Here is a 22,341-nt window from a genome sequence, read left to right as displayed (position 1 = left end):
ATTGTCTCAACGCCCCCGAACCCGAATACGTAACGCACTGCATGACTCCCCCCAAGCACGGCCGTCGCGCCGCCCCCAAGCCCCCTGCCCGCTTCAGCACCCGCTCCACTCGACCCACCCGTGATTCCGCCGCGCGCTCCAGCGAGCGACGCACGGCCGCGGCGGCCACCGGCGCGGCCGTCACGGCTCCGACGCCCACGGCCCCGACGCCGTCGACCCGCCCCCAGGGCCGTCGGCGGCGTGCGCTCCGTCCGGCGTTCTCGATGCTCGCGATGTCGTTCGTCGGCGGCATGATGATCGCGACGAGCGTGCCCGCGCTCGCGATCAGCGCGACCGACGCCGAGCCCCGCGCCTCGGTCTACGCCCCGGTCGACGACACGATCTCGCTCGACCCCCAGACGCTCGACGTCGCGAGCGAGGCCGAGCTCGAGCCCATGTCGGTCGAGGGCTACGCCGTCGAGGCGGCCCCGCCGCCCATCACGAGCGAGGTCGCCGGACTCGGCTCGGTCTCGGTCGTCGAGTCCGACCGCATCGTCTGGCCGGTGATCGACTGGTCCAAGCGCGCATCGGGCTTCGGCCCGCGCGACGCCCCCTGCTCGGGCTGCTCCACGTACCACGACGGCGTCGACTTCAACCCCGGCAACGGCACGCCCGTGATGTCGGTCGCCGACGGCGTCGTCGTGCTCGCGACCGAGAACGGCGGCGGGCTCGGCGTGAACGTCGAGGTGCAGCACAACATCGGCGGCGAGCTCATCACCACCTCGTACGCGCACATGCAGTACGGCTCGCTCCAGGTGTCCGAGGGCCAGCGCGTCAGCGCAGGCCAGCAGCTCGGCCTCGTCGGCACGACCGGCCAGTCGACCGGTCCCCACCTGCACCTCGAGATGTTCGGCGCCGACGGCGCGCGCTTCGACGGGTTCGCCTGGCTCTCCGAGCACGTCAACGCGTGACGGATGCCGCGGGGCCGGCGCATGCGTCGGCTCCGCGGATCACGTCCGCTGTGCGCGATCCTGAGCACTGGGGCGCGAACGCGCTTCAGGCGCCGCCGAACCGCGGTTCGCGCTTCTCGAGGAACGCGGCGACGCCCTCCCGCATGTCCTCCGTGCGGAACGCGTCCTCGAACGCGCCGACCTCGATGTCGCTCGCGACCTCGGTGGGCCGACCCGCCGCTTCGACGAGCACGCGCTTGGCCGTGCCGACCGCGGTGGGGGAGTTCGTCGCGATCAGCTCGATGGTCGCACGCGCCCCGTCGAGGAGCGTCGCGCGGTCGGTGAAGCTGCGGGCGACGAGACCGGAGTCGAGCGCCTCGTCGATGCCGATGCGCCGTCCGGAGTAGATGAGTTCCTTGGCGCGCGCGAGGCCCACCACGCGCGGCAGCCGCACGGTGCCGCCGAAGCCGGGGATGAGGCCGAGCTTCACCTCGGGCTGGCCGAACGTCGAGGCATCCGTCGCATAGATGAGGTCGCACGCGAGCGCCATCTCGAGCCCGCCGCCGAGCGCGTAGCCGTCGACGCAGGCGATCACCGGCGCGGGGAGCGCCTCGATCGCGGCGGCGGCCCGGTGGCCCCGCCGCGACAGGGCGGCGGCCTCCTCGGGCGTGAGCGACGTCATCGCGCGGATGTCGGCGCCCGCGACGAACGCGCGCCCGCCCTCGCCCACGAGCAGCACCCCCCGGACGGCCGGCACGTCGTCGGCCAGCGCCAGGAACGCGGCCTCGAGCTCCTCGAGCACCGACGCCGAGAGCGCGTTGAGCGCGGCGGGCCGGTCGATCGTGACGATCGCGACGTCGCCGTCGCGCTCCACGCGAACCGCCCGCTCGCCCTCGCCCCCGGTCGCTGCAGCATCCGACATCGTCATCGAGTCCTCTCCGGCGGCGCCGGCGCCGCGCCTCACCCACGCTACGGCATCGTCGCCGCCGAGCGTCGAACGGTAGACTCCGAGGCGAGCGGATGCCGCGGCTCCGCGCCGCGCGCACCGGCTCGCCCTCCGCCACTCGTCGCCACAGAGGAGTCCGTCATGTCGACCCCGACGACCCGCACCCGTGCCGCGATCGCCCTCGCGATCGCCGGCGTCACCGCGTCGCTCCTGACCGGCTGCAATCCTGCCGACGTCGTGCAGCAGGGGGTCGAGGACGCGATCGAGGGCGCGACCGGCGGCGACGTCAGCCTCGGCGAGCTGCCCGAGGGCTTCCCCGAGTCGATTCCCCTGATCGACGGCGAGATCTCGATCGGCGCCGGCGGTTCAGCAGAGGGCACCGACGGCTGGGTGGTCACGATCAAGTCCGACGCCGCCGATCCGATGGCCGATGCCGTGGCCGCCCTCGAGTCCGCGGGCTTCACCAAGGACGAGTCGATCGCGACCGGCGGCATGGGTGCCGAGTTGTACGGCGACGGCGAGTACTCGGTGCTGCTCGTCGGGCAGGGATCGTCGGTCGTCTACACCGTGACCCCGGTGCAGTGAGCGACCGGCAGCGCCCGACGCTCATCGCGCGCGTCGGCACGTACGCCCTCGCCTTCCTCATCGGCGTGATCTACGGCGCGGTCGCCACGATCGGCCACCGGCAGGCCATCCGCATCGGCGACGTCGAACTCCCGTGGGGCCTCGTGCTCGCCCTCGTCGGCGTCTTCGCGCTCCTGCTCGGCATCCGGCTCGTGGCGGGCGGGCGCTGGGCCGCCGCGGCCACCGGCGCCGGGATCGTGGGCATCGTCGCGCTGCTCACGCTGCCCGGACCGGGCGGGTCCGTGCTGGTCGCCGGCGACCTCGTCGGCACCGTCTGGGCGGTCGGGCCAGCGCTCATCGCGGTGCTCGTGGTCGCATGGCCGAGCCTGCCCGCGAGACGCACCGCCGTCGCCGACGGCGCATAGACTGGTATCCCAGCCATCCGAGAGGACAGCGAGTCACCGTGACCTATGTCATCGCCCTGCCGTGTGTCGACGTCAAGGACCGGGCCTGCATCGACGAATGCCCCGTCGACTGCATCTACGAGGGTGAACGCTCGCTCTACATCCACCCCGACGAGTGCGTCGACTGCGGCGCCTGCGAGCCCGTGTGCCCCGTCGAGGCGATCTACTACGAGGACGACCTCCCCGAGGAGTGGGCCGACTACTACAAGGCCAACGTCGAGTTCTTCGACGAGGTCGGCTCGCCGGGCGGCGCCGCGAAGGTCGGCGTGATCCCCAAGGACCACCCGATCATCGCCGCCCTGCCGCCGCAGGGCCACTGAGCATGGCGCGGGGCGAGCTGCCCGACTACCCCTGGGACCTCATGGGTCCCTACCGCGATCGGGCCGCGTCGCACCCGGGCGGCATCGTGGACCTGTCGATCGGCTCGCCCGTCGATCCCACGCCAGACGTCGTTCGCGAGGCGCTCGCCGTCGCCACCGACGCGCACGCGTACCCCACCACGGTGGGCACGCCCGAGCTCCGCGCCGAGATCGTGCGCTGGTTCGAGCGGCGCCGCGGCGTGCCGGGGCTCACCGAGGCGAACGTGCTGCCGACGATCGGCTCGAAGGAGCTCGTCGCGCTACTGCCCTTCCTCCTCGGCCTCGGCGAGGGCGACATCGTGGTGCACCCGCGCGCGGCCTACCCGAGCTACGAGATGGGCGCCGTGCTCGTCGGCGCGACCGCCATGGCCGCCGACGACCCGGCCGCGTGGCCGGTCGGCACCCGGCTCATCTGGCTGAACAGCCCCGGCAACCCCGACGGCCGGGTGCTCACGATCGAGGAACTCCGCGCGGCTCGCGCACGCGCACGCGAGCTCGGCGCCGTCATCGTGGGCGACGAGTGCTACGCCGAACTCGGGTGGGAGGGGCGCTGGGCCGACGAGCCCGTGCCGAGCCTCCTGGACCCCGCCGTCACCGACGGCGACCGCCGCGACACGCTCGTCATCTACTCGCTCTCGAAGCAGTCGAACATGGCGGGCTACCGTGCCGCGTTCATGGCCGGATGCCGCACGCTCATCGCGCGCATCACCAACGTGCGCAAGCACGCGGGGCTCATGCTCCCGCAGCCGCTGCAGCACGCGATGGTGGCCGCCCTCGGCGACGAGGCGCACGTCGCGGAGCAGAAGGAGCGGTACCGGGCACGGCGCGGCATCCTGAAGCCGGCTCTCGAGGAGGCGGGCTTCCGCATCGACCGCAGCGAGGCCGGGCTCTACCTCTGGGCGACCGAGGGCCGCGACGCGTGGGACAGCCTCGGTCGTCTCGCCGACCTCGGCATCCTGGGCGGTCCAGGCCACTTCTACGGCGTGCACTTCCCCGAGCACGTGCGCCTCTCGCTCACGGCGAGCGACGAGCGCATCTCGGCCGCTGCGGAGCGGCTTCGGGCGGCCGTCCACGCCTGATCGCACGGGCTGTGCATCCCCTCAATGGAAGCCATGATTCCTTGGCGGATGCCACAGTGTGCCGCGACCACGTCTAGGCTGTATTCGGATCCGCGGCCCTTCGGCCCCAAATCGGAAAGCAGGTGACCGCGAACGTGACGATCACAGGAGGCGCCGTGAGCGACGTCGTGACCCCGGCGGACGGGCAGGACCCCGACGCCGCCACCCTGTCCTTCCCGGGCGGCACCGCGGAGTTCCCGATCCGCCGCGCCGTCGACGGCAACTCGAGCATCGACCTGTCGACCCTCACCCGCCAGACCGGCCTCACCGCGCTCGACTACGGCTTCGTCAACACCGCATCCACCCGCTCGGAGATCACCTATATCGACGGTGAGCAGGGCATCCTCCGCTACCGCGGGTTCCCCATCGAGCAGCTCGCCGAGCACTCGACGTACCTCGAGGTGGCGTGGCTGCTGATCTACGGCAGCCTCCCGACGACCGACCAGCTCGCGGAGTTCGACGAGAAGATCCGTCGCCACACGCTCCTGCACGAAGACCTGAAGCGCTTCTTCTCGGCGCTTCCGCACACCGCGCACCCGATGGCGGTGCTCTCCAGCGCCGTCTCCGCGCTCTCGACCTACTACGAGGACTCGTCCGACCCGCACGAGAACGACCACGTCGAGCTCACGATGGTGCGCCTGCTGGCGAAGCTCCCGGTGATCGCCGCCTACGCGCACAAGAAGAGCATCGGCCAGGCGTTCCTCTACCCCGACAACTCGCTGAGCTTCGTCGACAACTTCCTGCGCCTCAACTTCGGCAACATGGCCGGGCCGTATGCGATCGACCCGGTGCTCTCGAAGGCGCTCGACCGCCTGCTCATCCTCCACGAGGACCACGAGCAGAACGCGTCGACCTCGACCGTGCGCCTCGTCGGCTCCACGGGCGCGAACCTCTACGCGTCGATCTCCGCCGGCATCCAGGCACTCTCGGGTCCGCTGCACGGCGGCGCGAACGAGGCCGTCCTGCAGATGCTCGCCCGCATCCGCGACTCGGGCGAGGGCGTCGCCAAGTTCGTCGAGCGCGTCAAGCGCAAGGAGGACGGCGTCAAGCTCATGGGCTTCGGCCACCGGGTCTACAAGAACTACGACCCGCGCGCGAAGCTCGTGAAGGAGTCGGCCGACGAGGTGCTCGAGGGGCTCGGCGTCAACGACCCGCTGCTCGACCTCGCGAAGGAGCTCGAGCAGATCGCCCTGGAGGACGACTACTTCCGTGAGCGCCGCCTCTACCCGAACGTGGACTTCTACACCGGCGTGATCTACAAGGCGATGGGCTTCCCCACGCGCATGTTCACGGTGCTGTTCGCGATCGGCCGCCTGCCCGGCTGGATGGCGCACTGGCGCGAGATGAACCTCGACCCGCAGACGAAGATCGGCCGCCCGCAGCAGCTGTACGTGGGCGAGCCCGCTCGCGGCTACCCCTCGGCCTGACGCTCCGGCGAGCACGCTCGCGGCTCCCCCTCGGACCGACGCTCAGCACCGGGCCGGCCCGCGTGCGCCGACCGGATCGTCAGCCGCCCGCCGGCTGCAGCTGGAGGGTCTCGCTCGCGGCCTCCCGCACGGCGTCCATGGTGAACGGCCAGTCGCGCGTCTCGCCCTCCTGCCAGAGCGGAGCCTGGTCGGCGTAGTTCCGATGGAAGGCGTGCCCCGACGCGCCCGTGAGGTTGATCCAGCGCGACGCGTCGAGGTCGTCGAGGTCGACGATCATGCGCATGGACGGCACCCAGTCGACGTCGTACCCGATGGTCGCGTCCCAGCCGATCGCGTTCACGATCGACGAGCCGCCGCCGACCTCGTACGGCCCGCGGTTGAAGAGCCACTCGATCGGGGCGATGCCCGACTCCCCGAAGCTCTGGTTCGTGAGCGTGAGGGTGTGCAGCCGCCCCCAGCGCCACCGGTCGGGGTCGGTGCCCATGCGGTTCGACGCCTCGTCCCACGCGTCGTCGAGCGCGAGGGCGAGCATCGCGTCGCGGCCGGCGATCCCCTGCTCCTCGTTCGTCCACCAGCGGGCGTCGGGCTCGTCGAGCAGTCCGTCGACCACGCCGTACCAGCGGTCGCCGCCGACGGGCCGGGTCGACTCGGGGAGCGAGCCGAACATGTCGTCGAGCAGGTTCCGCCAGAACACGGCGAAGTACGCCGCCTGCGCGCTGTCGACGTCGGCGCGGCCGTCCCAGCCGTCGAGCAGCTCGGCGCCGCGTGCCGCGTCGCCCTCGAGCGACAGCTCCGCGATCACCGGCAGGATGGCGGCGGCGTTGAGGTCGGCGGTGTCGAGCTGCATCTCGGCGAGGTCGTCGGACGTGAGCTTCGCGCCGTCGGCGATGCGCTCCTGCAGCATCTGCTCGATGGTCTCCGCCCGGTAGCCGAGGTCCCAGTCCTGCGTGAGCGTCGGGCCGTCGGCGCTCACGGGGTTGTTCGCCGTGACGATCCAGCCGCGCGCGGGGTTGAGCATGGAGGGCAGCTGGTCGAAGGGCACCATGCCGCTCCAGCCGTTGTCGCTCGTCCAGCCGGGCATGGGCACCGTGCCGTCGCCGGCACGCCGGATCGGGATCGAGCCGGGCGCCTGGTAGCCGATGTTGCCGTCGACGTCGGCGTAGATGAGGTTCTGCGCGGGCACGTCGAACAGGTCGGCCGCCCCGCGGAAGTCGTTCCAGTCCTCGGCGCGGTTCAGCGCGAAGACGGCGGCGGCGGTGGTGCCCGGGGTGAGCGCCGTCCACTGCAGCGACAGCTCGTACTCGCCGTCGGGCGCACCGGATGCCGCGGGGTACTCGGCCGCGATCTCGCCGAAGTCCGACCCGATGTCGGTCACGATCGGCCCGCGCGCCGTCGAGCGGACCGTGACGGTCACGGGGTCGCCGCCGGCCACCTCGATGGTCTCCTCGCGAACGGTGAGCGGAATCGTCTGGCCGTCGAGCTCGTAGGTGTCGCCGTCGACCTTCTCGAGGTAGAGGTCGGCCACGTCGGGCCCGAGGTTGGTGAAGCCCCACGCGATGCGATCGTTGTGGCCGATGATCACGCCGGGCAGGCCCGAGAACGTGTAGCCGGCGACGTCGAAGGCGCAGTCGTCCCGGGGCTCGGCGCAGTGCAGGCCCATCTGCGTCCAGATGGAGGGCATCGCGGGCCCGAGGTGCGGGTCGTTGGCGAGCAGCGGCATCCCCGACTCGGTGAGCGCGCCCGAGACGACCCAGGAGTTCGAGCCGAGCTCGCCGCCGTCGGGCCCGAGCAGCTCGGGCACATCGTCGAGGAGCGCTTCGAGCGACGCGAGGGGCGCGGCGATCGCGTCGGCCGTCTCGGGATCGAGCGTCGAGGGCGCGGTCGAGAGGCCCGGGGATGCCGCGCCGGGCAGCGCCTCGGCGTCGAGCCCGGCGGGGGCCGCGGCGGCCGGCATACCCTGCATGATCGTCGGCATCGAGTCCCACGCGAACCCCGGATGCAGGCGCGCGACCTCCTCGGCGGGCAGCTCGCTGGCGAGGAGCGCGCGGTCGACCTCGTCGACGAGGTTCGAGCGCAGGTCCCAGGCCATCGCCTTCAGCCAGGCGATGGAGTCGACGGGCGTCCACGGCTCGGGCGCGTACCCCGGGTTCTGGAGGCCGAGCACGGCGTACTCGAGGGAGAGGTCGGCGCCCGAGCGCTCCTCGAGGTAGGCGTTCACGCCCTGCGCGTAGGCCTCGTAGTAGGCGCGCGTGGCCGGGTCGAGCAGGGCGTACTCCTGTTCGGCGATGCCGCGCCAGTCGAGCGTGCGGACGAACGCGTCGGTGGCGACCTGCGACGCGCCGAAGAGCTCGGCGACGCGTCCGGCGGTCACGTGCCGGCGGAAGTCCATCTCCCAGAAACGGTCCTGCGCGTGCACGTAGCCCTGGGCGAGGAAGAGGTCGTGGTCGGTCTCGGCGACGAGCTGCGGGATCCCGGCATCGTCGCGGTAGACCGTGACCGCGGCGGTGAGGCCCGGCACCTCGAGGCGGCCGCTCGTGGTCGGGAAGGAGCGTTGCACCGTCCACCAGCCGAGGCCGGCCGCGGCGACCACGAGCACGAGCACCGCGATGAGCAGGCCCGTCAGGAACGCGAGTCCCCGATGCCGATGGGTCCTGGGTGCGTCGGTCCCCACGTCACTCCTTCGTGATGCGCACGGCGACGGCCGCCGACCGGCGGCCTGAGGACCCCACTGTAGTCGACGACGCCGCGCGTCGCGTCAGGCGTGCAGCGCGGCGTTCAGGGCGACGCCGTCGCCCGTGCGCGAGAGCACCTCGACCTGCCCGTTGAGGGAATTGCGGCGGAAGAGCAGGTTGGGCACGCCCGAGAGCTCGACGGCCTTCACCGTGCGGCCGGCCTCGCCCGCGCCGCCCACCACGACGACCTTCGTGCCGGCCGTGACGTAGAGGCCCGCCTCGACGACGGAGTCGTCGCCGATCGAGATGCCGATGCCCGAGTTCGCCCCGAGCAGGGCCCGCTCGCCGATCGCGACGCGCTGCGTGCCGCCACCCGAGAGCGTGCCCATGATCGACGCGCCGCCGCCGATGTCGCTGCCGTCGCCGACCACGACGCCCTGCGAGATCCGGCCCTCCACCATCGACGTGCCGAGGGTGCCGGCGTTGAAGTTCACGAAGCCCTCGTGCATGACGGTCGTGCCCGGGGCGAGGTGGGCGCCCAGGCGCACGCGCGAGGCATCCGCGATGCGCACGCGGTCGGGCACGACGTAGTCGAGCAGGCGCGGGAACTTGTCGAGCCCGGTGGCGTGGATGCCGTCGCGCTGCAGCGAGGGGCGCAGCCGGGCGAAGTCGGCCGGATGCACCGGGCCCGCGTTCGTCCACACGACCGCCGGGAGGTGGCCGAACACGCCGTCGAGGTTCACCTCGTTGGGCTGCACGACGAGGTGCGACAGCAGGTGCAGGCGCAGGTATGCGTCGGACGTGCCGGCGGGCGGCGCGTCGAGGTCGATCACGACCGTGACGGGCTCCACCGAGACGGCGCGGCGCTCGTCGCGCTCGGCGAGCGTGCGGAGCTCGACCGGGACGGGGGATCCGTCGTCGACGCCGAGCGCCGGCGACGGGTACCACGTGTCGAGCACGGTCCCGTCGGCGGCGACCGTGGCCAGGCCGTGACCCCAGGCGGTGCGGGGGGCAGGGGAGGAGGCGGCGTCGTCAGCTGCGGGCATGACTCCAGCGTATCCGCGGGCCGGGCCCCCGCGGCATCCGTGACGCCCGTGGTCGCTCCGTAGACTCGGAGCATGCCTGCTGACGCCTCGCCCCGGCCCGTGCTCGACCTCGCCGCCGACTCGGTGGCGATCACGCAGGCGATCTGCGACGTGCCGAGCGTGTCGGGCGACGAGGCGCGCCTCGCCGACCTCCTCGTCGAAGCGCTCGCGGATGCCGCGCACCTCGAGCTCATCCGCGACGGCGACACGGTCGTCGCCCGCACGAACCTCGGCCGCGAGCGCCGCGTCGTGATCGCGGGCCACCTCGACACCGTGCCGATCAACCGCAACCTGCCCACGCGCTTCGAGGTGATCGACGGCGAGCGCTACCTCTGGGGCCGCGGCACGGTGGACATGAAGGGCGGTGTCGCCGTGCAGCTGAAGCTCGCGGCGGAGCTCGCGGAACCCGCGTACGACATCACCTGGATGTGGTACGACCACGAGGAGGTCTCGGCCGAGCTGAACGGGCTCGGCCGCCTCGCGCGCAACCGCCCCGACCTGTTCACGGGCGACTTCGCGATCCTCGGCGAGCCGTCGAACTCGCGCGTCGAGGGCGGCTGCAACGGCAACCTCCGCGTCGAGCTGCGCACTTACGGCGTGCGTGCGCACTCCGCCCGCAGCTGGGTGGGCGACAACGCCGTGCACAAGCTCGCGCCGGCGCTCGAGCGGCTCGCCGCCTACGAGGCCGCCACGATCGAGGTCGACGGGCTCGCGTACCGCGAGGGGCTGAACGCCGTGGGCGTCTCGGGCGGCATCGCGGGCAACGTGATCCCCGACGAGGCGATGCTGCACGTGAACTACCGCTTCGCGCCGAGCCGCACGGTGGCCGAGGCGATCGAGATCGTGCGCGACCTGTTCCCCGAGTACGAGCTCACGGTGGTCGACGAGGCGGAGGGCGCCCGGCCGGGCCTCGACGCCGACTTCGCCCAGCGCTTCGTGGCCGCCGTCGGCGGCCCGGCGCATCCGAAGTACGGCTGGACGGATGTCGCGCGGTTCAGCGCCATGGGCATCCCCGCCGTGAACTTCGGCCCGGGCGATCCGCTGAAGGCCCACGCCGACGACGAGCGGGTGGCGACCGACCAGATCCTGCAGTGCGAGCGCGCCCTGCGGGCGTGGCTCACCGGCGCGGCCTGAGCGGGGCCGCCGTGACGAGCACGCCGGTCGAGCGGGAGCGCGATCCGTTCCGCGCCACCCGGTCGTCGCCGCGCGTTCGATGGCGGCTGCTGCCGTGGTGGGCGAGGGTGGCGATCGTCTACGCCGCATCCCGGGTGGTCACCACGGTCTTCGTGCTCGCGCTCGCGAGCGTGCAGGGCCCCAACCCGTGGACGCAGGCCAGGCCGGGCTACTTCGAGTACGCCAACATGTGGGACGCGCTCTGGTACCAGATCATCTGGCTGGGCGGCTACCCGTCGTCCCTGCCGGTCACCGACGGCGGGCAGGTGGGCGAGAACGCCTGGGCGTTCCTCCCGGTGTACCCGGCGCTCGTCGGCGCGCTCACCTGGCTCGCCGTGCCGTGGAACGTCGCGTCCGTGCTCGTCTCGGTGGCGGCGGGCCTCGGCGCCGCACTCGTGTTCCACCGCCTCATGTCGCGGTTCCTCGAGCCCGACCAGGCGTTGTACGCGGTGGTGCTGTTCTGCGTCGCACCCGTCGCACCGATCCTGCAGTTCGGCTACGCCGAGTCGCTCGGATTCCTCTGGCTGGCACTCGCGCTGCTGCTCCTCGTCGATCGCCGCTACGGCTGGCTCTTCCCCGTCGTGCTCGCGTGGTCGTTCACGCGGCCCGGAGCCCTCGCGTTCGCGCTGACGGTCGTGCTGCACTGGGCGTGGCGGTGGTACCGGCGCGACCGGGAGCCGTTCCCGGTGCGCGAACGCGTGCTCGCGGCATCCGTCGCCGTGTTCTCGGGGCTCGCCGGCCTCGCCTGGATCGGCATCGCGTGGGCTGCGACCGGCGACCTGCACGCCTACTTCGACACCGAGCTCGCCTGGCGCTCGGCATACATCGGGTACCGCGAGCTCGTGCCCTTCACCGCGTGGTTCCAGTCGGGGGAGTGGTGGCTCGGCCAACCGATGGGCACCATCGCGGTGATCGGCCTCATCCTCGTGTTCGCGGTGCTCGTGGCCTCGCCGGCCGTCGCACGCCTCGGAAGCGACATCCGGTTCTGGTCGGTCAGCTACGCCCTGTACCTGCTGGCCGTGTTCTTCCCGCAGTCGAGCACGTTCCGGCTGCTCGCGCCGCTGTTCCCGCTGCTCGGCGCGTTCGCGATCCCGCGGGCGCGATGGTACCGATGGGGGCTCGTGGTGCTGTTCCTCGCCCTGCAGGTCGGCTGGCTCCTCATCTGCTGGGGCATCGACGGCCGCGACTGGACCCCGCCGTGATGCGTGCGCACATCTCCTGATGAGCAGCGGAATCGAGCGTGCGGATGCCGCGGAGCGCGCGCTCCGGGCGCTGGAAGCGTTGTCCACAAGCCGACCGGGATTTCCCAGCGCCGCTCGGGATGGCCGATAATGGAAAGGTCAGCCACGAAAGGGGTAGCTCAATGGCGGCCATGAAGCCACGCACCGGAGACGGGCCTATGGAGGCTGTGAAGGAGGGTCGCCTCATCATCGTGCGGGTTCCGCTCGAGGGGGGCGGTCGCCTGGTCGTCTCGGTGAACGACGCTGAGGCCAAGGAGCTCTACGACGTCCTCGGCGGCGTCGTGAACCCCGCCTGAGTCAGGCTCCCAGCTTCACGATCTGGAGCAGGCCGTCTCCCGCAGGGGAGACGGCCGTCGCTACGGCCGTCGACGCCGAGAGCTCCGAGATGAGCTCGCGGAACGCGGTCGCGGCGTCGTCCCGGCGGGCCGGGTCGGCCACGCGACCCTTCCAGAGTGCGCGGGCCACGAGCACGCATCCGTACGGCTTCGCCAGGCGCAGGCCGTGCTCGACGTACTCGATCACCGACGGGGCATCCGCGTCGATGACGACGACGTCGTAGGAGCTCTCGTTCATGCGCGGGAGCACCTCGCTCGCGCGTCCGGCGATGAGTCGCACGCGCGCGGGAGCGATCCCGGCGTCGGCGAAGTGCTCACGGGCGTGCTGCTGGTACTCGTTCTCGGTGTCGATCGACGTCAGCATCGCGGTGCGGACGGTCTGCAGCATCCACAGGCCCGAGACGCCCACGCCGGTGCCCACCTCGATGATCGACTCGGCGCGAGCCGCCGCGGCGATGACGCCGAGCTGCGCGCCGACGGCCGGCGACACGGGATCGATGCCGAGTTCGAGGGACTGCTGCCTGGCCTTCGCGATGGCGTCGGACTCCACGACCGACTCGTCGACGTACTTCCAGTTCAGGTCTCGATCGGACACGTGCGGCTCCCGGGGATCTCTCGACCCCCAAGCCTACGGCGCGCCGCATGCGGCGAACACACGCCTCGCCGCCCACTATCCTGTAGTGGTGTTCGGTCTGACGTTCGAGAAGCTCCTCATCATCGGGGTGATCGCCGTCTTCCTGCTCGGGCCCGAGCGACTCCCGCACTACGCCGCCCAGCTCGGCCGTCTTGTGCGCTCGTTGCGCGACATGGCGACCGGTGCGAAGGACCGCGTCAAGGAGGAGATGGGCTCCGACTTCGACGACGTCGACTGGCGCAAGCTCGACCCTCGGCAGTACGACCCTCGCCGCATCATCCGCGAGGCGCTGACCGACGTCGACCCGTTCGCCGAGCCCGAACCGCCGAAGCCCGTCGTCGCCCGTGCGGCGGTCAACGAGAACTCCGCCTACCTCCAGCACAAGCGCAAGCGCGAGGTGCTCGGCGCGGGCGAGGCCGCGCCGTTCGACTCCGAGGCGACGTAAACCCCGCAGAACCTCAGCGTCGGCGGATGCCCCGAAGCACCCGGGCGAGCAGCATGAACGGCCCGGCCAGCACGGCGAAGTCCTCTCCGCTCGTCGGCAGCGGGATCACCCCGGTGGCTCGGGACACGGTGATGGGTTCGACGAATCGCAGCAGGCCCTCGGGGCCGTTGCGGCGACCGAGCCCTGACGCCTTGACACCGCCCATCGGCGCGTCGACCGAGCCGAACGATCCCCGATAGCCCTCGTTCACGTTGATGCTCCCGGCCTCGAGCGCGTCGGCGATGCGCCGTGCGCGCCGCCGCGACCGGGTGAACACCGACGCGTTCAGCCCGTACTCGCTCGCGTTCGCCGCGACCACGGCCTCCTCCTCGCTGTCGACGAGGTAGAGCGACGCCAGGGCACCGAAGGTCTCCTCGGCATGGATGCGCATGTCGGGGGTGACGCCCGTCACCACCGTCGGCTCGAAGACCCACGGGCCGAGACCGGGCCGCGCGCGCCCGCCGGCGATGACGGTCGCACCCTTCGCCACGGCGTCGTCGAGGTGCGCTTCGACGCGCTCGAGCTGGCCGGCGCTCGCCAGCGAGCCGAAGTCGGAGCTGAAGTCGAGCGACGTGCCGAGCTTCGCCGTCGCGATCCGGTCGACCAGCGCCCTCGTGAACGGACCGGCGATCGCTCGGTGCACGTAGATCCGCTCGGTCGAGACGCACAACTGTCCCATCGAGGAGAAGCACGCGTAGGCGACGTCGGCCGCGGTGCGCTCGGGGTCGACGTCGTCGAGCACGATCACGGCGTTCTTGCCACCGAGTTCGAGCGAGGCGCCCACCAGTCGACGTCCGGCCTTCTCGGCGATCCGCCGGCCCACCGCCGTCGACCCGGTGAAGCAGATGTAGTCGACGTGGTCGGTGAGGGCCTCGCCGACCACGTCGGCGGGACCGGCGACGACCGCCCACAGCGCCTCGGGCACTCCGGCGTCGATGAAGGCGCGTCGCAGGGCGAGCACGGTGAGCGCCGCCTGGTCGTCGGCCTTCTGCACCACCGCGCAGCCGGCGGCGAGGGCGGGCACGACGTCCATCGCGGCGAGGCTGAGCGGGTAGTTCCAGGGCGTGATGACCCCGGCGACGCCCTTGGGGCGGTAGCGCACCCGGGTCGTCATCGCGAGCGGGACGCCGGCCCGGCGGCCGCGACCTCGCAGCACGCGACGGGCGGACAGCGCGTTGTAGCGAGTGACGGATGCCGCTTGGTAGACCTCCTCGACCGCCTGCCCGCGGGTCTTGCCCGTCTCGAGCTGCACGAGGTCGAGCAGCTGCTCGCGCCGGTCGAGGATCAAGTCGTTCGCCCGCAGGAGGATCCGGCGCCGCGTGGCGAATCCCGCGCGCGCCCACGCCAGTTGTGCGAGTCGCGCCCGCGCCACCGCGTCGCGCACGTCGTCGGCGCTCGATCGGGGGAGCTCGTACAGGGTCTCGCCGGTCGAGGGAGTGGGCACGGGGGTGGTCTCGGACCCCGACGCGACGACGTCGTCGGCGAGGCTCCGATACAGGTCGGGGGAGGCCATCGTGGCACGCATGAGCCACAGTCTAGGTCAGTTGTCCCACTTCGCCGCTCGATGAGTACACTGCCTCCATGACCGCACCGGAGCGATCCCTGTCCCGTGGCGTCGTGACCCGGTATGCGATCGGCTCGATCGGCACAGGTGGGTTCGCGACGCTGCCCGGCCTCGTGCTCGTGTACTACCTGACCGACACGCTCGGCGTGGCCGCGCTCGTGGCCGGACTCGTCGTCACCGCCGCGAAGGTGTGGGACGTCGTGATCGATCCATGGATCGGCGAGCGCAGCGACCGTGCGCTCGCCCGCACCGGCACCCGGCGCACCTGGATGATCGTCGGCGCGATCGCGCTGCCCGTCGGCTTCGTGCTCACGTTCGCGGTGCCGGCCGGGCTCGACCCCGCGGCATCCGGCACCTGGGTCTGCGTCGCGTTCCTCGCGACCGCGACCGCCTTCAGCCTGTTCCAGGTGCCGTACATCGCACTGCCGGCCGAGCTCACGAGCGACTACGACGCTCGCACGCGACTGCTCACCTGGCGCGTGGTGGTGCTGACGGTCGCGATCCTGCTGTTCGGCGCGGGCGGCCCCGAGGTGCGCGCCGCGTTCGCCGACGAGCACGTCGGCTATCTCGTGATGGCGGTCGTGGCCGGCGTCGTGATCGGCGCGGGCATGCTCGTGGCCTCGTTCACCGCAGCCCGCGGTGTTCCGACGGGTCGGCACGAGCCGCGGAGCCTCCGCGCCGGATACGCCGAGGGCTTCGGGGCACTCCGCCGCAGCCGCCCGTTCCGCGATCTGCTCGCCGCCTTCGTGCTGCAGGGGCTCGCCACCGGCGTCATGCTCGCGGGCGCCCAGTTCGTCGCGACCTGGGTGCTGCACGACGAGAGCGCCGTCACGTTCCTGTTCGTCGCGCTCATCGCGCCGGCGGTGATCTGCGCGCCGGTCTGGCAGCAGGTGGCGCGCCGCGTCGGCAAGGAGCGCGGCTTCGCGATCGCGAGCGTGCTGTTCGCCGTGGCCGCGGCCTCGCTCGTGGGCATGCTCTGGGCGCCCGGCGCTTGGGTGTATGCGCCCGTCGCGCTCGCGGGCGCCGCCTACGCCGGCATGCAGTCGCTGCCGATGGCCATGCTGCCCGACGTGATCTCGCACGACGCGCGCCGGAACGGCGAGGGGCGCGCCGGCAGCTTCGGCGGCATCTGGACGGCGGGCGAGACCGCCGGGATGGCGTTCGGCGCGACGCTGCTCACGATCGCCCTCGCGGTCACGGGCTACGTCGAGTCGGCCGGCTCGACGGTGGTGGAGCAGCCCGCTGCGGCCGTCGTCGGCATCGTCGTGAGCTTCAGCCTCCTGCCCGCGACACTCGTGCTGCTGAGCCTCGTGCCGATCGGACGCTACCCGCTCCGCAAGCATGACATCCAGGCGGATGCCGCGCTCCGGGCGGTGGCCCTGTGAGCGTGTTCCGGCGCGATCCCGCCGAGGTCATCGCCGAACTCGAGTCGCTCCGCGCCGCCGACGCGCCCACCCACGGCGGACGCGTGCTCTCGTATGTCTACGACTCCGGCGAGCACGCGCTCGACGAGCTGGCGGGCGAGGCGGCCCGGCTCGTGCAGCCCGTGAACGGGCTCGACCCCACCACGTTCACGTCGGTCGCCGCGATGGAGTCGGCCGTCGTCGGGTTCGCGCGCCGCGTCTTCCACGGCGAGCCCGATGCCGCGGGCTCCGGCGGCGCCGACGTCGTCGTCGGCTCGGTGACCTCGGGCGGCACCGAGAGCTGCGTGCTCGCGGTAAAGACGGCCCGCGACGCCTGGCGGGCAGCTCGGGCGGGCACGCCTCGGACGCCGCGGCTCGTCGCGCCCGTCACGGTTCACGCGGCGTTCCACAAGGCGGCGGAGCTGCTCGGCCTCGACCTCGACCTCGTTCCGGTCGACCCCGCGACCGGCGCACCGCGCGTCGGCGACCTCGAGACGCGCCTCGGCGACGACGTGGCGCTCGTGGTGGTGAGCGCCCCGTCGTACCCGTTCGCGACGCTCGACCCGGTGGCCGAGGTCGCGGCGATCTGCGACGCCCGCCACATCGCGCTGCACGTCGACGCCTGCATCGGCGGGTTCGCCCTCGCGTTCTGGCCCGACGACCTGCCCGCGTGGGACTTCGCGGTGCCGGGCGTCACGAGTCTCTCCGCCGACCTGCACAAGTACGGCTACGCCCCGAAGGGCGTCTCGGTGCTCCTCACGCGCGGGCGCGACCGGCAGCGCCGGCAGTACTTCGCGACGACGGCGTGGCCCGGCTACCCGGTCGTCAACCCGACGCTCGCGGGCTCCCGGCCCGCCGGCCCGCTCGCGGCATCGTGGGCGATCGTGCAGGCGCTCGGCGAGCCGGGGTTCGTCGAGCTCACGGGTCGCGCCGCCCGGGCGACGGCCGCCCTGCGCGCCCTCGTCGACGGCATCGAGGGGCTCCGGGTCGTCGGCGACCCGACCGGTCCGCTGCTCGCGGTCGCGACCGACGAGGGGGTCGCGCCCGATCGGCGCGTCGACCCGCATCACTGGGCGGATGCCGCGCGCACGTCCGGCTGGCACCTGCAGCTGCAGCCCGGCCTCGTGCAGGCCGACGGCACGCGACTGCCGCACACGACGCACCTCACGATCACGCCCGTGACCGAGTCGGTGCTGCCCGAGCTGTCGGCGGCGCTCGCGGCCGCCGCCGACGCGGTGCGCGGTGCGCCGCCGATCGACGGCGGCGAGCTCCTCGCTGGCCTGGCCGAGCAGCTGCCCGGTGGGGCGGACGCGCTCGCCGCGGCCGCCCTCGGGCTCGACAGCGAGGCGGCCGCGTCGCTGCTCGCCGCGTTCGGCCTGCTCGTCGGCGACGGCGCGACGGGCGCGCTGCCCGATCGGCTCGCCCCGGTGCTGGCGCTCGTCGAGGCGCTGCCCGGACCGCTCACCGAGCGACTGCTCGTCGAGCTGCTCGCGCGCGTGGTCGAGCCGCGGCCCGCGGCATCCGACCAGCCCGCGGCATCCGACTGACACGGCTCACGGAAGCTGCTCAGCCGCCGAACCGGACGCTCGCGACCCGCATCGTGCCGTCCTCGTCGACCCGCACGACGCAGCGGACGGTGCGCTGCTCGGTCTCGCCGTCCTCCTCGTAGGACACCGACCCCTGGGCGCGGTACTCGGCGTCGTCGACCTGCTCGACGTCGGGGAAGAGCGGCAGGTCCTGGACAGTGTCGCCGCGGGCCTCGAGGTCGTCCTGCACGGCTGCCTGGCACAGCGACTGCACCTGCGTGTCGGGGTCGGACGCCCCGCCGCCCGTGTAGCGGAGGAACGTCGCGATGAGGCCCACGCCGAGGAAGACGAGCATGACCGGGATCGCCCAGCGCGCCCACTCGGGCAGGTTCGAGAACCAGCCACGGCCCGTCGAGCCCGAAGCGGCGGATCCGGTCGGCTGCGGCGCGTCGGTCATGCGTCGCATGCTAGTCCGCTCGCGTCACCGCGTCGACGGACCACTCCGGGGGTCCTACCCGGGCGGTGCCTCCAACCCGCAGCGCTCGGCGTAGTACGCGTACAGCTCGGCCTTCAGCCCGGGGTCGCTCGGCACGTCGAGCCGGCCCGCGCGCCCGTCCCCGGTCGCGATCTCGAAGGGCAGGATCGTTCCGCGCTTGTCGTCGGCGATCGCGTGCGCGTCGCAGCGCGCCGGCCGCACCGGGAGCGTGAGCACGAGTGGCGGGTCGCCGGCCGCGACGTCGACGCCGAGCGTCCAGTCGATGCCGTCCTCGGCGTTCAGCAGCGTGGAGCCGTAGACCCGGTCGATGCGCATGGTCGTGTCGCCGGATGCCACGGGCTCGATCGTCACGTCGATGAACGCGCGTCGGTCGGGGCCGCTGCCCGTCGAGCGCAGGTGCTCGGGCAGCACGATCGCCGCCACGTCGGCGACCGACTCGGCCAGGCAGTCCTCGGCGTTCACGCGCGCGACCGTGTCGAACGGATCCTCGGCGGTGAGGTCGCCCGCCGCCTCCGTGCCCGACGCCGTGCGGGCCGTCACGTGCACGACGACCGGCCCGGGCTCGGCATCGCACCTGCTCTCGGGCAGGTCGAGCCGGATCGCGATCGCGTCATCGGCCGCGAGCTCGAACGGCGTCGTGCGCTCGAGGCCGTCGGCGAGCGTCGGCGTCTCGACGGCGAATCCCTCGACCGTGACCGACTCGTCGCCGGTGTTCTCGAAGCGCACCACGAGCCGGCCGTTCACGACGTCGAGCCGGCCCTGCTGGATGGCGACGGCGAGCCCGTCGGGCAGCGGCTCCTCGGCCGGGGCGCCGGGTGCCGAGCACCCCGCGAGCATGGCCGCCGCGGTCACGAGGGCGCCCACGAGCGCGAGCGAGCGGATGACGCGGGCGGGCGGGATTCGGCTCACCGGCTCACCGCACCGTGACGTCGAGGCGACGGCCGCCCAGCGAGCGGGGGAGCGCTGCGAGCCGCGCGGCGACGTCCTCGATCGCGCGGGCGGCCGGATCGTCGGGCGCGGCGACCACGACGGGCACGCCGGCGTCGCCGCCCTGGCGCAGCGCGATGCTCAGCGGGACGCTCGCGAGGAGCGGCACCGGCGCCGGCTGGCCCTCGGAGAGGCGCTCGGCGACGATCGCGCCGCCGCCCGAGCCGAACAGCTCGACCATGCCGTCGGGGCCGGCGAAGCCCGCCATGTTCTCGACCACGCCGACGATGCGCTGGCCGGTCTGCCGGGCGACGACGCCCGAGCGTTCGGCCACGTCGGCGGCCGCGGGCTGTGGCGTCGTGACGACGACGACCTCCGCGTTCGGGAGCAGCTGGCCGAGCGAGATCGCCACGTCGCCCGTGCCGGGCGGCAGGTCGACGAGCAGCACGTCGAGGTCGCCGAAGTACACGTCGGTGAGGAACTGGGAGAGCGTGCGGTGCAGCATCGGCCCGCGCCACGCCACGGCGACCGACGAGGCCCGCCCGCCGGGCTCGGTCGGCTCGACGAACATGCCGATCGAGATCACCTTCACGCCGTGCGCGACCGGCGGGAGGATCATCTCGTCGACGCGAGTCGGCCGTGCCGCGTTGCCGTGCTCGTCGACGAGGCCGAGCAGGCCCGGGATCGAGAAGCCGTGCACGTCGGCGTCGACGAGCCCGACCGAGAGGCCCCGCGCCGCGAGTGCGACGGCGAGGTTCGCGGTGAGCGTCGACTTGCCGACGCCGCCCTTGCCGCTCGTGATCGCGATGACGCGCGTGAGGCTGCCCGGCCCGAACGGATTGCCGCGCGCGGCGCGTCCGCCGCGGAGGCGCTCCGTGAGCGCGGCGCGCTGCTCGGGGGTCATGACCGAGAGGGTCACGTCGGCGTTGCCGGCACCGGCGACGGCCTCGGCCGCCTGCCGCACGTCGCGTTCGATGCGATCGGAGGCGGGGCATCCGACGATGGTGAGCCGGATGCCCACGTGCACGCGACCGTCGTCGCCCGCCATGACCGAGTCGACCATGTCGAGCTCGGTGATGGGCTTGCGGATCTCGGGGTCGATCACCGACCCGAGCGCCGCGCGCACCGACGCCTCGAGGTCAGGACGCGGCATGCTCGCGTTCCTCCTCGTCACGCCGGTCGAGCTCCTCGAGCACCGCCTTCAGCTCGGCGCGGATGAAGTCGCGCGACGCGAGGTCGCGCACGGCGAGGCGCAGCGCCACGACCTCGCGGGCGAGGTACTCGGTGTCGGCGAGGTTGCGCTCGGCGCGCTGGCGGTCCTGCTCGATCTGCACGCGGTCGCGGTCGTCCTGCCGGTTCTGGGCGAGCAGGATGAGGGGCGCGGCGTACGAGGCCTGCAGCGAGAGGACGAGCGTCAGCGCCGTGAAGCCGATCGCGATCGAGTCGAAGCGCCACGGCTCGGGCGCGAAGGTGTTCCACGCCATCCAGGTGATGGCGAACACCGAGAGCCCGAGCAGGAAGCCCGGCGTGCCCATGCCGCGGGCGACCCACTCCGTGAAGCGGCCGAAGCGGTCGTTGTCGCCGGTGCCGCGGAAGGGCGCAGATCGGCGGATGCCTTTCGGGGTGTCGAACCGGCGGTCCTCGACGTCAACGCGTGCCATCTCCTGCCCTCCTTCCGTTCGGGATCGGGATGCTTCCGGTGGTCAGCTGGGCCCGCGCCGCGGCGCGGCGACCCACTTCGGTCTCCTCGGGATGACTTCGCCAGTCATCGGGCAGGAGGTAGTCGAGCACGTCGTCAATGGTCACCACCCCGACGAGTCGATGCTTCTCGTCGATGACGGGCACCGAGACGAGGTCGTAGCTCGCGAGGATGCGGCTGACCTCGGCGGCGGAGGTGTCGGCGGTCACGGGCTCGAGGCCCTGGTCGATGAGGGTGCCCATGCGCTCGTGCGGCGGGTAGCGCAGCATCCGCTGGAAGTGCACCATGCCGAGGAACCGGCCCGTGGGCGGCTCGTAGGGCGGGAGGGTGACGCACACCGCGGCGCCGAGGGCGGGCGGCAGGTCGTGCCGGCGGATGAGCGCCAGCCCCTCCGCGACGGTCGCGTCGGCCGACACGATGATCGGCTCGGTCGTCATGAGGCCGCCCGCGGTGTCGGGCCCGTAGGAGAGGAGGAAGCGCACGTCGTCGGCCTCCTCGGGCTCCATGAGCTCGAGGAGGTGCTCGCCGCGCTCCTCGGGCAGCTGCGCGATGAGGTCGGCGGCGTCGTCGGGCTGCATGTGGTCGAGCACGTCGGCGGCGCGGTCGTCGCCGAGCCGGGCCAGGATGTCGACCTGATCGGACTCGGGCATCTCCTCGAGCACGTCGGCGAGCCGGTCGTCGGAGAGCTCCTCGGCGACCTCCTGCCGACGCTGCGCCGGCAGGTCGAGCAGGGTGCTCGCGAGGTCGGCGGGCTTCAGCTCGGAGTAAGTCGCGATGAGCTGCTCGGCCGACTGCGCCTCGCCCTTCGGCGCGAGCTCGCGCACCTCGCGCCAGGTGACGTAGGCCGACTGGCCCTTCGCGAACGGCGACGCGCTGGTCTTCGGCCGGCGTACGAAGAGCTGGTCGACCTCCCACTCGCCGGGCTCCTGCTCCTCGATCGCGACGTCCTCGATGGTCGCCTCGCCGGAGCCGTCGTTGAAGACCACCTTGCGGCCGAGCATCTCGGCGATCACGCGCACCTCGCCGCCGCGCTGCTCGAAGCGGCGCAGGTTGATGAGGCCCGTCGTGATGATCTGGCCGCCGCCGATCGACGTGACGCGACCGATCGACACGAACACCCGCCGCTTGCCGGGGATCTCGACGATGAGGCCCACCACGCGCGGAGGGTCGTTCTTGCGGTACACGACGAGGACGTCGCGCACCTTGCCGACCCGATCCCCGGCGGGGTCGAAGACGGCGCACCCGGCGAGTCGGGCGACGAAGACTCTCGTGGCGCTCACGACTACCAACTTAGC

Annotated in this window: 22 protein-coding genes; 12 read left to right on the top strand and 10 right to left on the bottom strand. The window is 72.6% G+C overall.

All coding sequences use genetic code 11. From position 1 onward, the window contains the following. The first annotated feature begins 41 nt into the window (after nucleotides 1–41). Nucleotides 42–950 carry a M23 family metallopeptidase gene (locus ACWEOH_RS18660; RefSeq protein ID WP_452033513.1) on the top strand — a complete coding sequence of 303 codons (909 nt, stop codon included), beginning with the start codon at nucleotides 42–44 and terminating at the stop codon, nucleotides 948–950. An 85-nt stretch (nucleotides 951–1,035) separates the two neighbouring features. Here the strand turns inward: ACWEOH_RS18660 and ACWEOH_RS18655 are convergent, their stop codons facing one another. Beyond that, nucleotides 1,036–1,851 carry an enoyl-CoA hydratase/isomerase family protein gene (locus ACWEOH_RS18655; RefSeq protein ID WP_452033511.1) on the bottom strand — a complete coding sequence of 272 codons (816 nt, stop codon included), beginning with the start codon at nucleotides 1,849–1,851 and terminating at the stop codon, nucleotides 1,036–1,038. Between the two features lie 165 nt (nucleotides 1,852–2,016). On the opposite strand from ACWEOH_RS18655, the gene ACWEOH_RS18650 reads away from it, so the two are divergent. From ACWEOH_RS18650 to ACWEOH_RS18630, 5 genes are all read left to right on the top strand, one after another. Continuing rightward, entirely contained in the window at nucleotides 2,017–2,460 is a 444-nt protein-coding gene (locus ACWEOH_RS18650) for a hypothetical protein (protein WP_452033509.1), read from the top strand. Beyond that, nucleotides 2,457–2,864 carry a histidinol dehydrogenase gene (locus tag ACWEOH_RS18645; protein ID WP_452033507.1) on the top strand — a complete coding sequence of 136 codons (408 nt, stop codon included), beginning with the start codon at nucleotides 2,457–2,459 and terminating at the stop codon, nucleotides 2,862–2,864. Before ACWEOH_RS18650 ends, ACWEOH_RS18645 begins: the two co-directional genes overlap by 4 nt. Nucleotides 2,865–2,902: 38 nt before the next feature. After that, a complete protein-coding gene (fdxA, locus tag ACWEOH_RS18640; protein WP_148734475.1) occupies nucleotides 2,903–3,223 on the top strand; it encodes a ferredoxin in 321 nt (106 codons plus the stop codon). Between the two features lie 2 nt (nucleotides 3,224–3,225). Next, entirely contained in the window at nucleotides 3,226–4,341 is a 1,116-nt protein-coding gene (dapC, locus tag ACWEOH_RS18635) for a succinyldiaminopimelate transaminase (protein WP_452033505.1), read from the top strand. A 206-nt stretch (nucleotides 4,342–4,547) separates the two neighbouring features. Then, on the top strand, nucleotides 4,548–5,807 hold the full coding sequence (locus ACWEOH_RS18630; RefSeq protein WP_452033917.1) for a citrate synthase: 1,260 nt from the start codon (nucleotides 4,548–4,550) through the stop codon (nucleotides 5,805–5,807). A gap of 79 nt (nucleotides 5,808–5,886) precedes the next feature. Here ACWEOH_RS18630 and ACWEOH_RS18625 read toward each other — a convergent pair whose 3' ends face one another. Beyond that, nucleotides 5,887–8,478, bottom strand: a complete 2,592-nt coding sequence (locus tag ACWEOH_RS18625; RefSeq protein WP_452033503.1) for a penicillin acylase family protein — start codon at nucleotides 8,476–8,478, stop codon at nucleotides 5,887–5,889. Between the two features lie 84 nt (nucleotides 8,479–8,562). After that, nucleotides 8,563–9,525 carry a 2,3,4,5-tetrahydropyridine-2,6-dicarboxylate N-succinyltransferase gene (gene dapD, locus ACWEOH_RS18620; RefSeq protein ID WP_452033501.1) on the bottom strand — a complete coding sequence of 321 codons (963 nt, stop codon included), beginning with the start codon at nucleotides 9,523–9,525 and terminating at the stop codon, nucleotides 8,563–8,565. Nucleotides 9,526–9,597: 72 nt separating this feature from the next. Between dapD and dapE the strand changes: the two genes are divergently transcribed. From dapE to ACWEOH_RS18605, 3 genes are all read left to right on the top strand, one after another. After that, nucleotides 9,598–10,698 (top strand): succinyl-diaminopimelate desuccinylase, encoded by a 1,101-nt coding sequence (gene dapE / locus ACWEOH_RS18615; RefSeq protein WP_452033499.1) that lies wholly within the window; start codon nucleotides 9,598–9,600, stop codon nucleotides 10,696–10,698. A gap of 11 nt (nucleotides 10,699–10,709) precedes the next feature. Next, complete coding sequence (locus ACWEOH_RS18610; protein WP_452033497.1) at nucleotides 10,710–11,939, top strand: hypothetical protein; 1,230 nt, start codon at nucleotides 10,710–10,712, stop codon at nucleotides 11,937–11,939. Nucleotides 11,940–12,100: 161 nt separating this feature from the next. Next, nucleotides 12,101–12,274 carry a DUF3117 domain-containing protein gene (locus tag ACWEOH_RS18605; protein WP_067875042.1) on the top strand — a complete coding sequence of 58 codons (174 nt, stop codon included), beginning with the start codon at nucleotides 12,101–12,103 and terminating at the stop codon, nucleotides 12,272–12,274. Nucleotide 12,275: 1 nt separating this feature from the next. On the opposite strand, the gene ACWEOH_RS18600 is transcribed toward ACWEOH_RS18605, so the two are convergent. Next, nucleotides 12,276–12,908, bottom strand: coding sequence for an O-methyltransferase (locus tag ACWEOH_RS18600; RefSeq protein WP_452033494.1), 633 nt, complete (start codon nucleotides 12,906–12,908; stop codon nucleotides 12,276–12,278). An 85-nt stretch (nucleotides 12,909–12,993) separates the two neighbouring features. Between ACWEOH_RS18600 and ACWEOH_RS18595 the strand changes: the two genes are divergently transcribed. After that, entirely contained in the window at nucleotides 12,994–13,392 is a 399-nt protein-coding gene (locus tag ACWEOH_RS18595; protein WP_452033492.1) for a twin-arginine translocase TatA/TatE family subunit, read from the top strand. Between the two features lie 13 nt (nucleotides 13,393–13,405). On the opposite strand, the gene ACWEOH_RS18590 is transcribed toward ACWEOH_RS18595, so the two are convergent. Beyond that, nucleotides 13,406–14,956 (bottom strand): succinic semialdehyde dehydrogenase, encoded by a 1,551-nt coding sequence (locus ACWEOH_RS18590; protein ID WP_452033490.1) that lies wholly within the window; start codon nucleotides 14,954–14,956, stop codon nucleotides 13,406–13,408. A gap of 56 nt (nucleotides 14,957–15,012) precedes the next feature. Here ACWEOH_RS18590 and ACWEOH_RS18585 point away from each other — a divergent pair, with 56 nt between their 5' ends. Both ACWEOH_RS18585 and ACWEOH_RS18580 read left to right on the top strand, forming a co-directional pair. Beyond that, complete coding sequence (locus tag ACWEOH_RS18585) at nucleotides 15,013–16,380, top strand: MFS transporter (protein ID WP_452033488.1); 1,368 nt, start codon at nucleotides 15,013–15,015, stop codon at nucleotides 16,378–16,380. Next, a complete protein-coding gene (locus ACWEOH_RS18580) occupies nucleotides 16,377–17,945 on the top strand; it encodes a pyridoxal phosphate-dependent decarboxylase family protein (protein WP_452033487.1) in 1,569 nt (522 codons plus the stop codon). The genes ACWEOH_RS18585 and ACWEOH_RS18580 overlap by 4 nt, the downstream gene beginning before the upstream one ends. A gap of 19 nt (nucleotides 17,946–17,964) precedes the next feature. Here the strand turns inward: ACWEOH_RS18580 and ACWEOH_RS18575 are convergent, their stop codons facing one another. Genes ACWEOH_RS18575 through ACWEOH_RS18555 form a run of 5 tightly spaced genes read right to left on the bottom strand, consistent with a single transcriptional unit; the run spans nucleotide 17,965 to nucleotide 22,326 of the window. Then, entirely contained in the window at nucleotides 17,965–18,381 is a 417-nt protein-coding gene (locus ACWEOH_RS18575) for a hypothetical protein (RefSeq protein WP_452033486.1), read from the bottom strand. Between the two features lie 54 nt (nucleotides 18,382–18,435). Next, nucleotides 18,436–19,329, bottom strand: a complete 894-nt coding sequence (locus tag ACWEOH_RS18570; protein WP_452033484.1) for a hypothetical protein — start codon at nucleotides 19,327–19,329, stop codon at nucleotides 18,436–18,438. A 4-nt stretch (nucleotides 19,330–19,333) separates the two neighbouring features. Further along, nucleotides 19,334–20,500: an Mrp/NBP35 family ATP-binding protein gene (locus ACWEOH_RS18565; RefSeq protein WP_452033482.1), complete on the bottom strand. Its 1,167-nt coding sequence runs from the start codon at nucleotides 20,498–20,500 to the stop codon at nucleotides 19,334–19,336. Then, nucleotides 20,487–21,008, bottom strand: a complete 522-nt coding sequence (locus ACWEOH_RS18560; protein WP_148734488.1) for a DUF1003 domain-containing protein — start codon at nucleotides 21,006–21,008, stop codon at nucleotides 20,487–20,489. Before ACWEOH_RS18560 ends, ACWEOH_RS18565 begins: the two co-directional genes overlap by 14 nt. Further along, on the bottom strand, nucleotides 20,995–22,326 hold the full coding sequence (locus ACWEOH_RS18555; RefSeq protein ID WP_452033480.1) for a magnesium transporter MgtE N-terminal domain-containing protein: 1,332 nt from the start codon (nucleotides 22,324–22,326) through the stop codon (nucleotides 20,995–20,997). The genes ACWEOH_RS18560 and ACWEOH_RS18555 overlap by 14 nt, the downstream gene beginning before the upstream one ends. Between the last annotated feature and the right edge of the window lie 15 nt (nucleotides 22,327–22,341).

It is taken from the genome of Agromyces sp. NPDC004153 (assembly GCF_053603635.1).
This window is presented reverse-complemented; position numbering and strand designations above follow the sequence as displayed.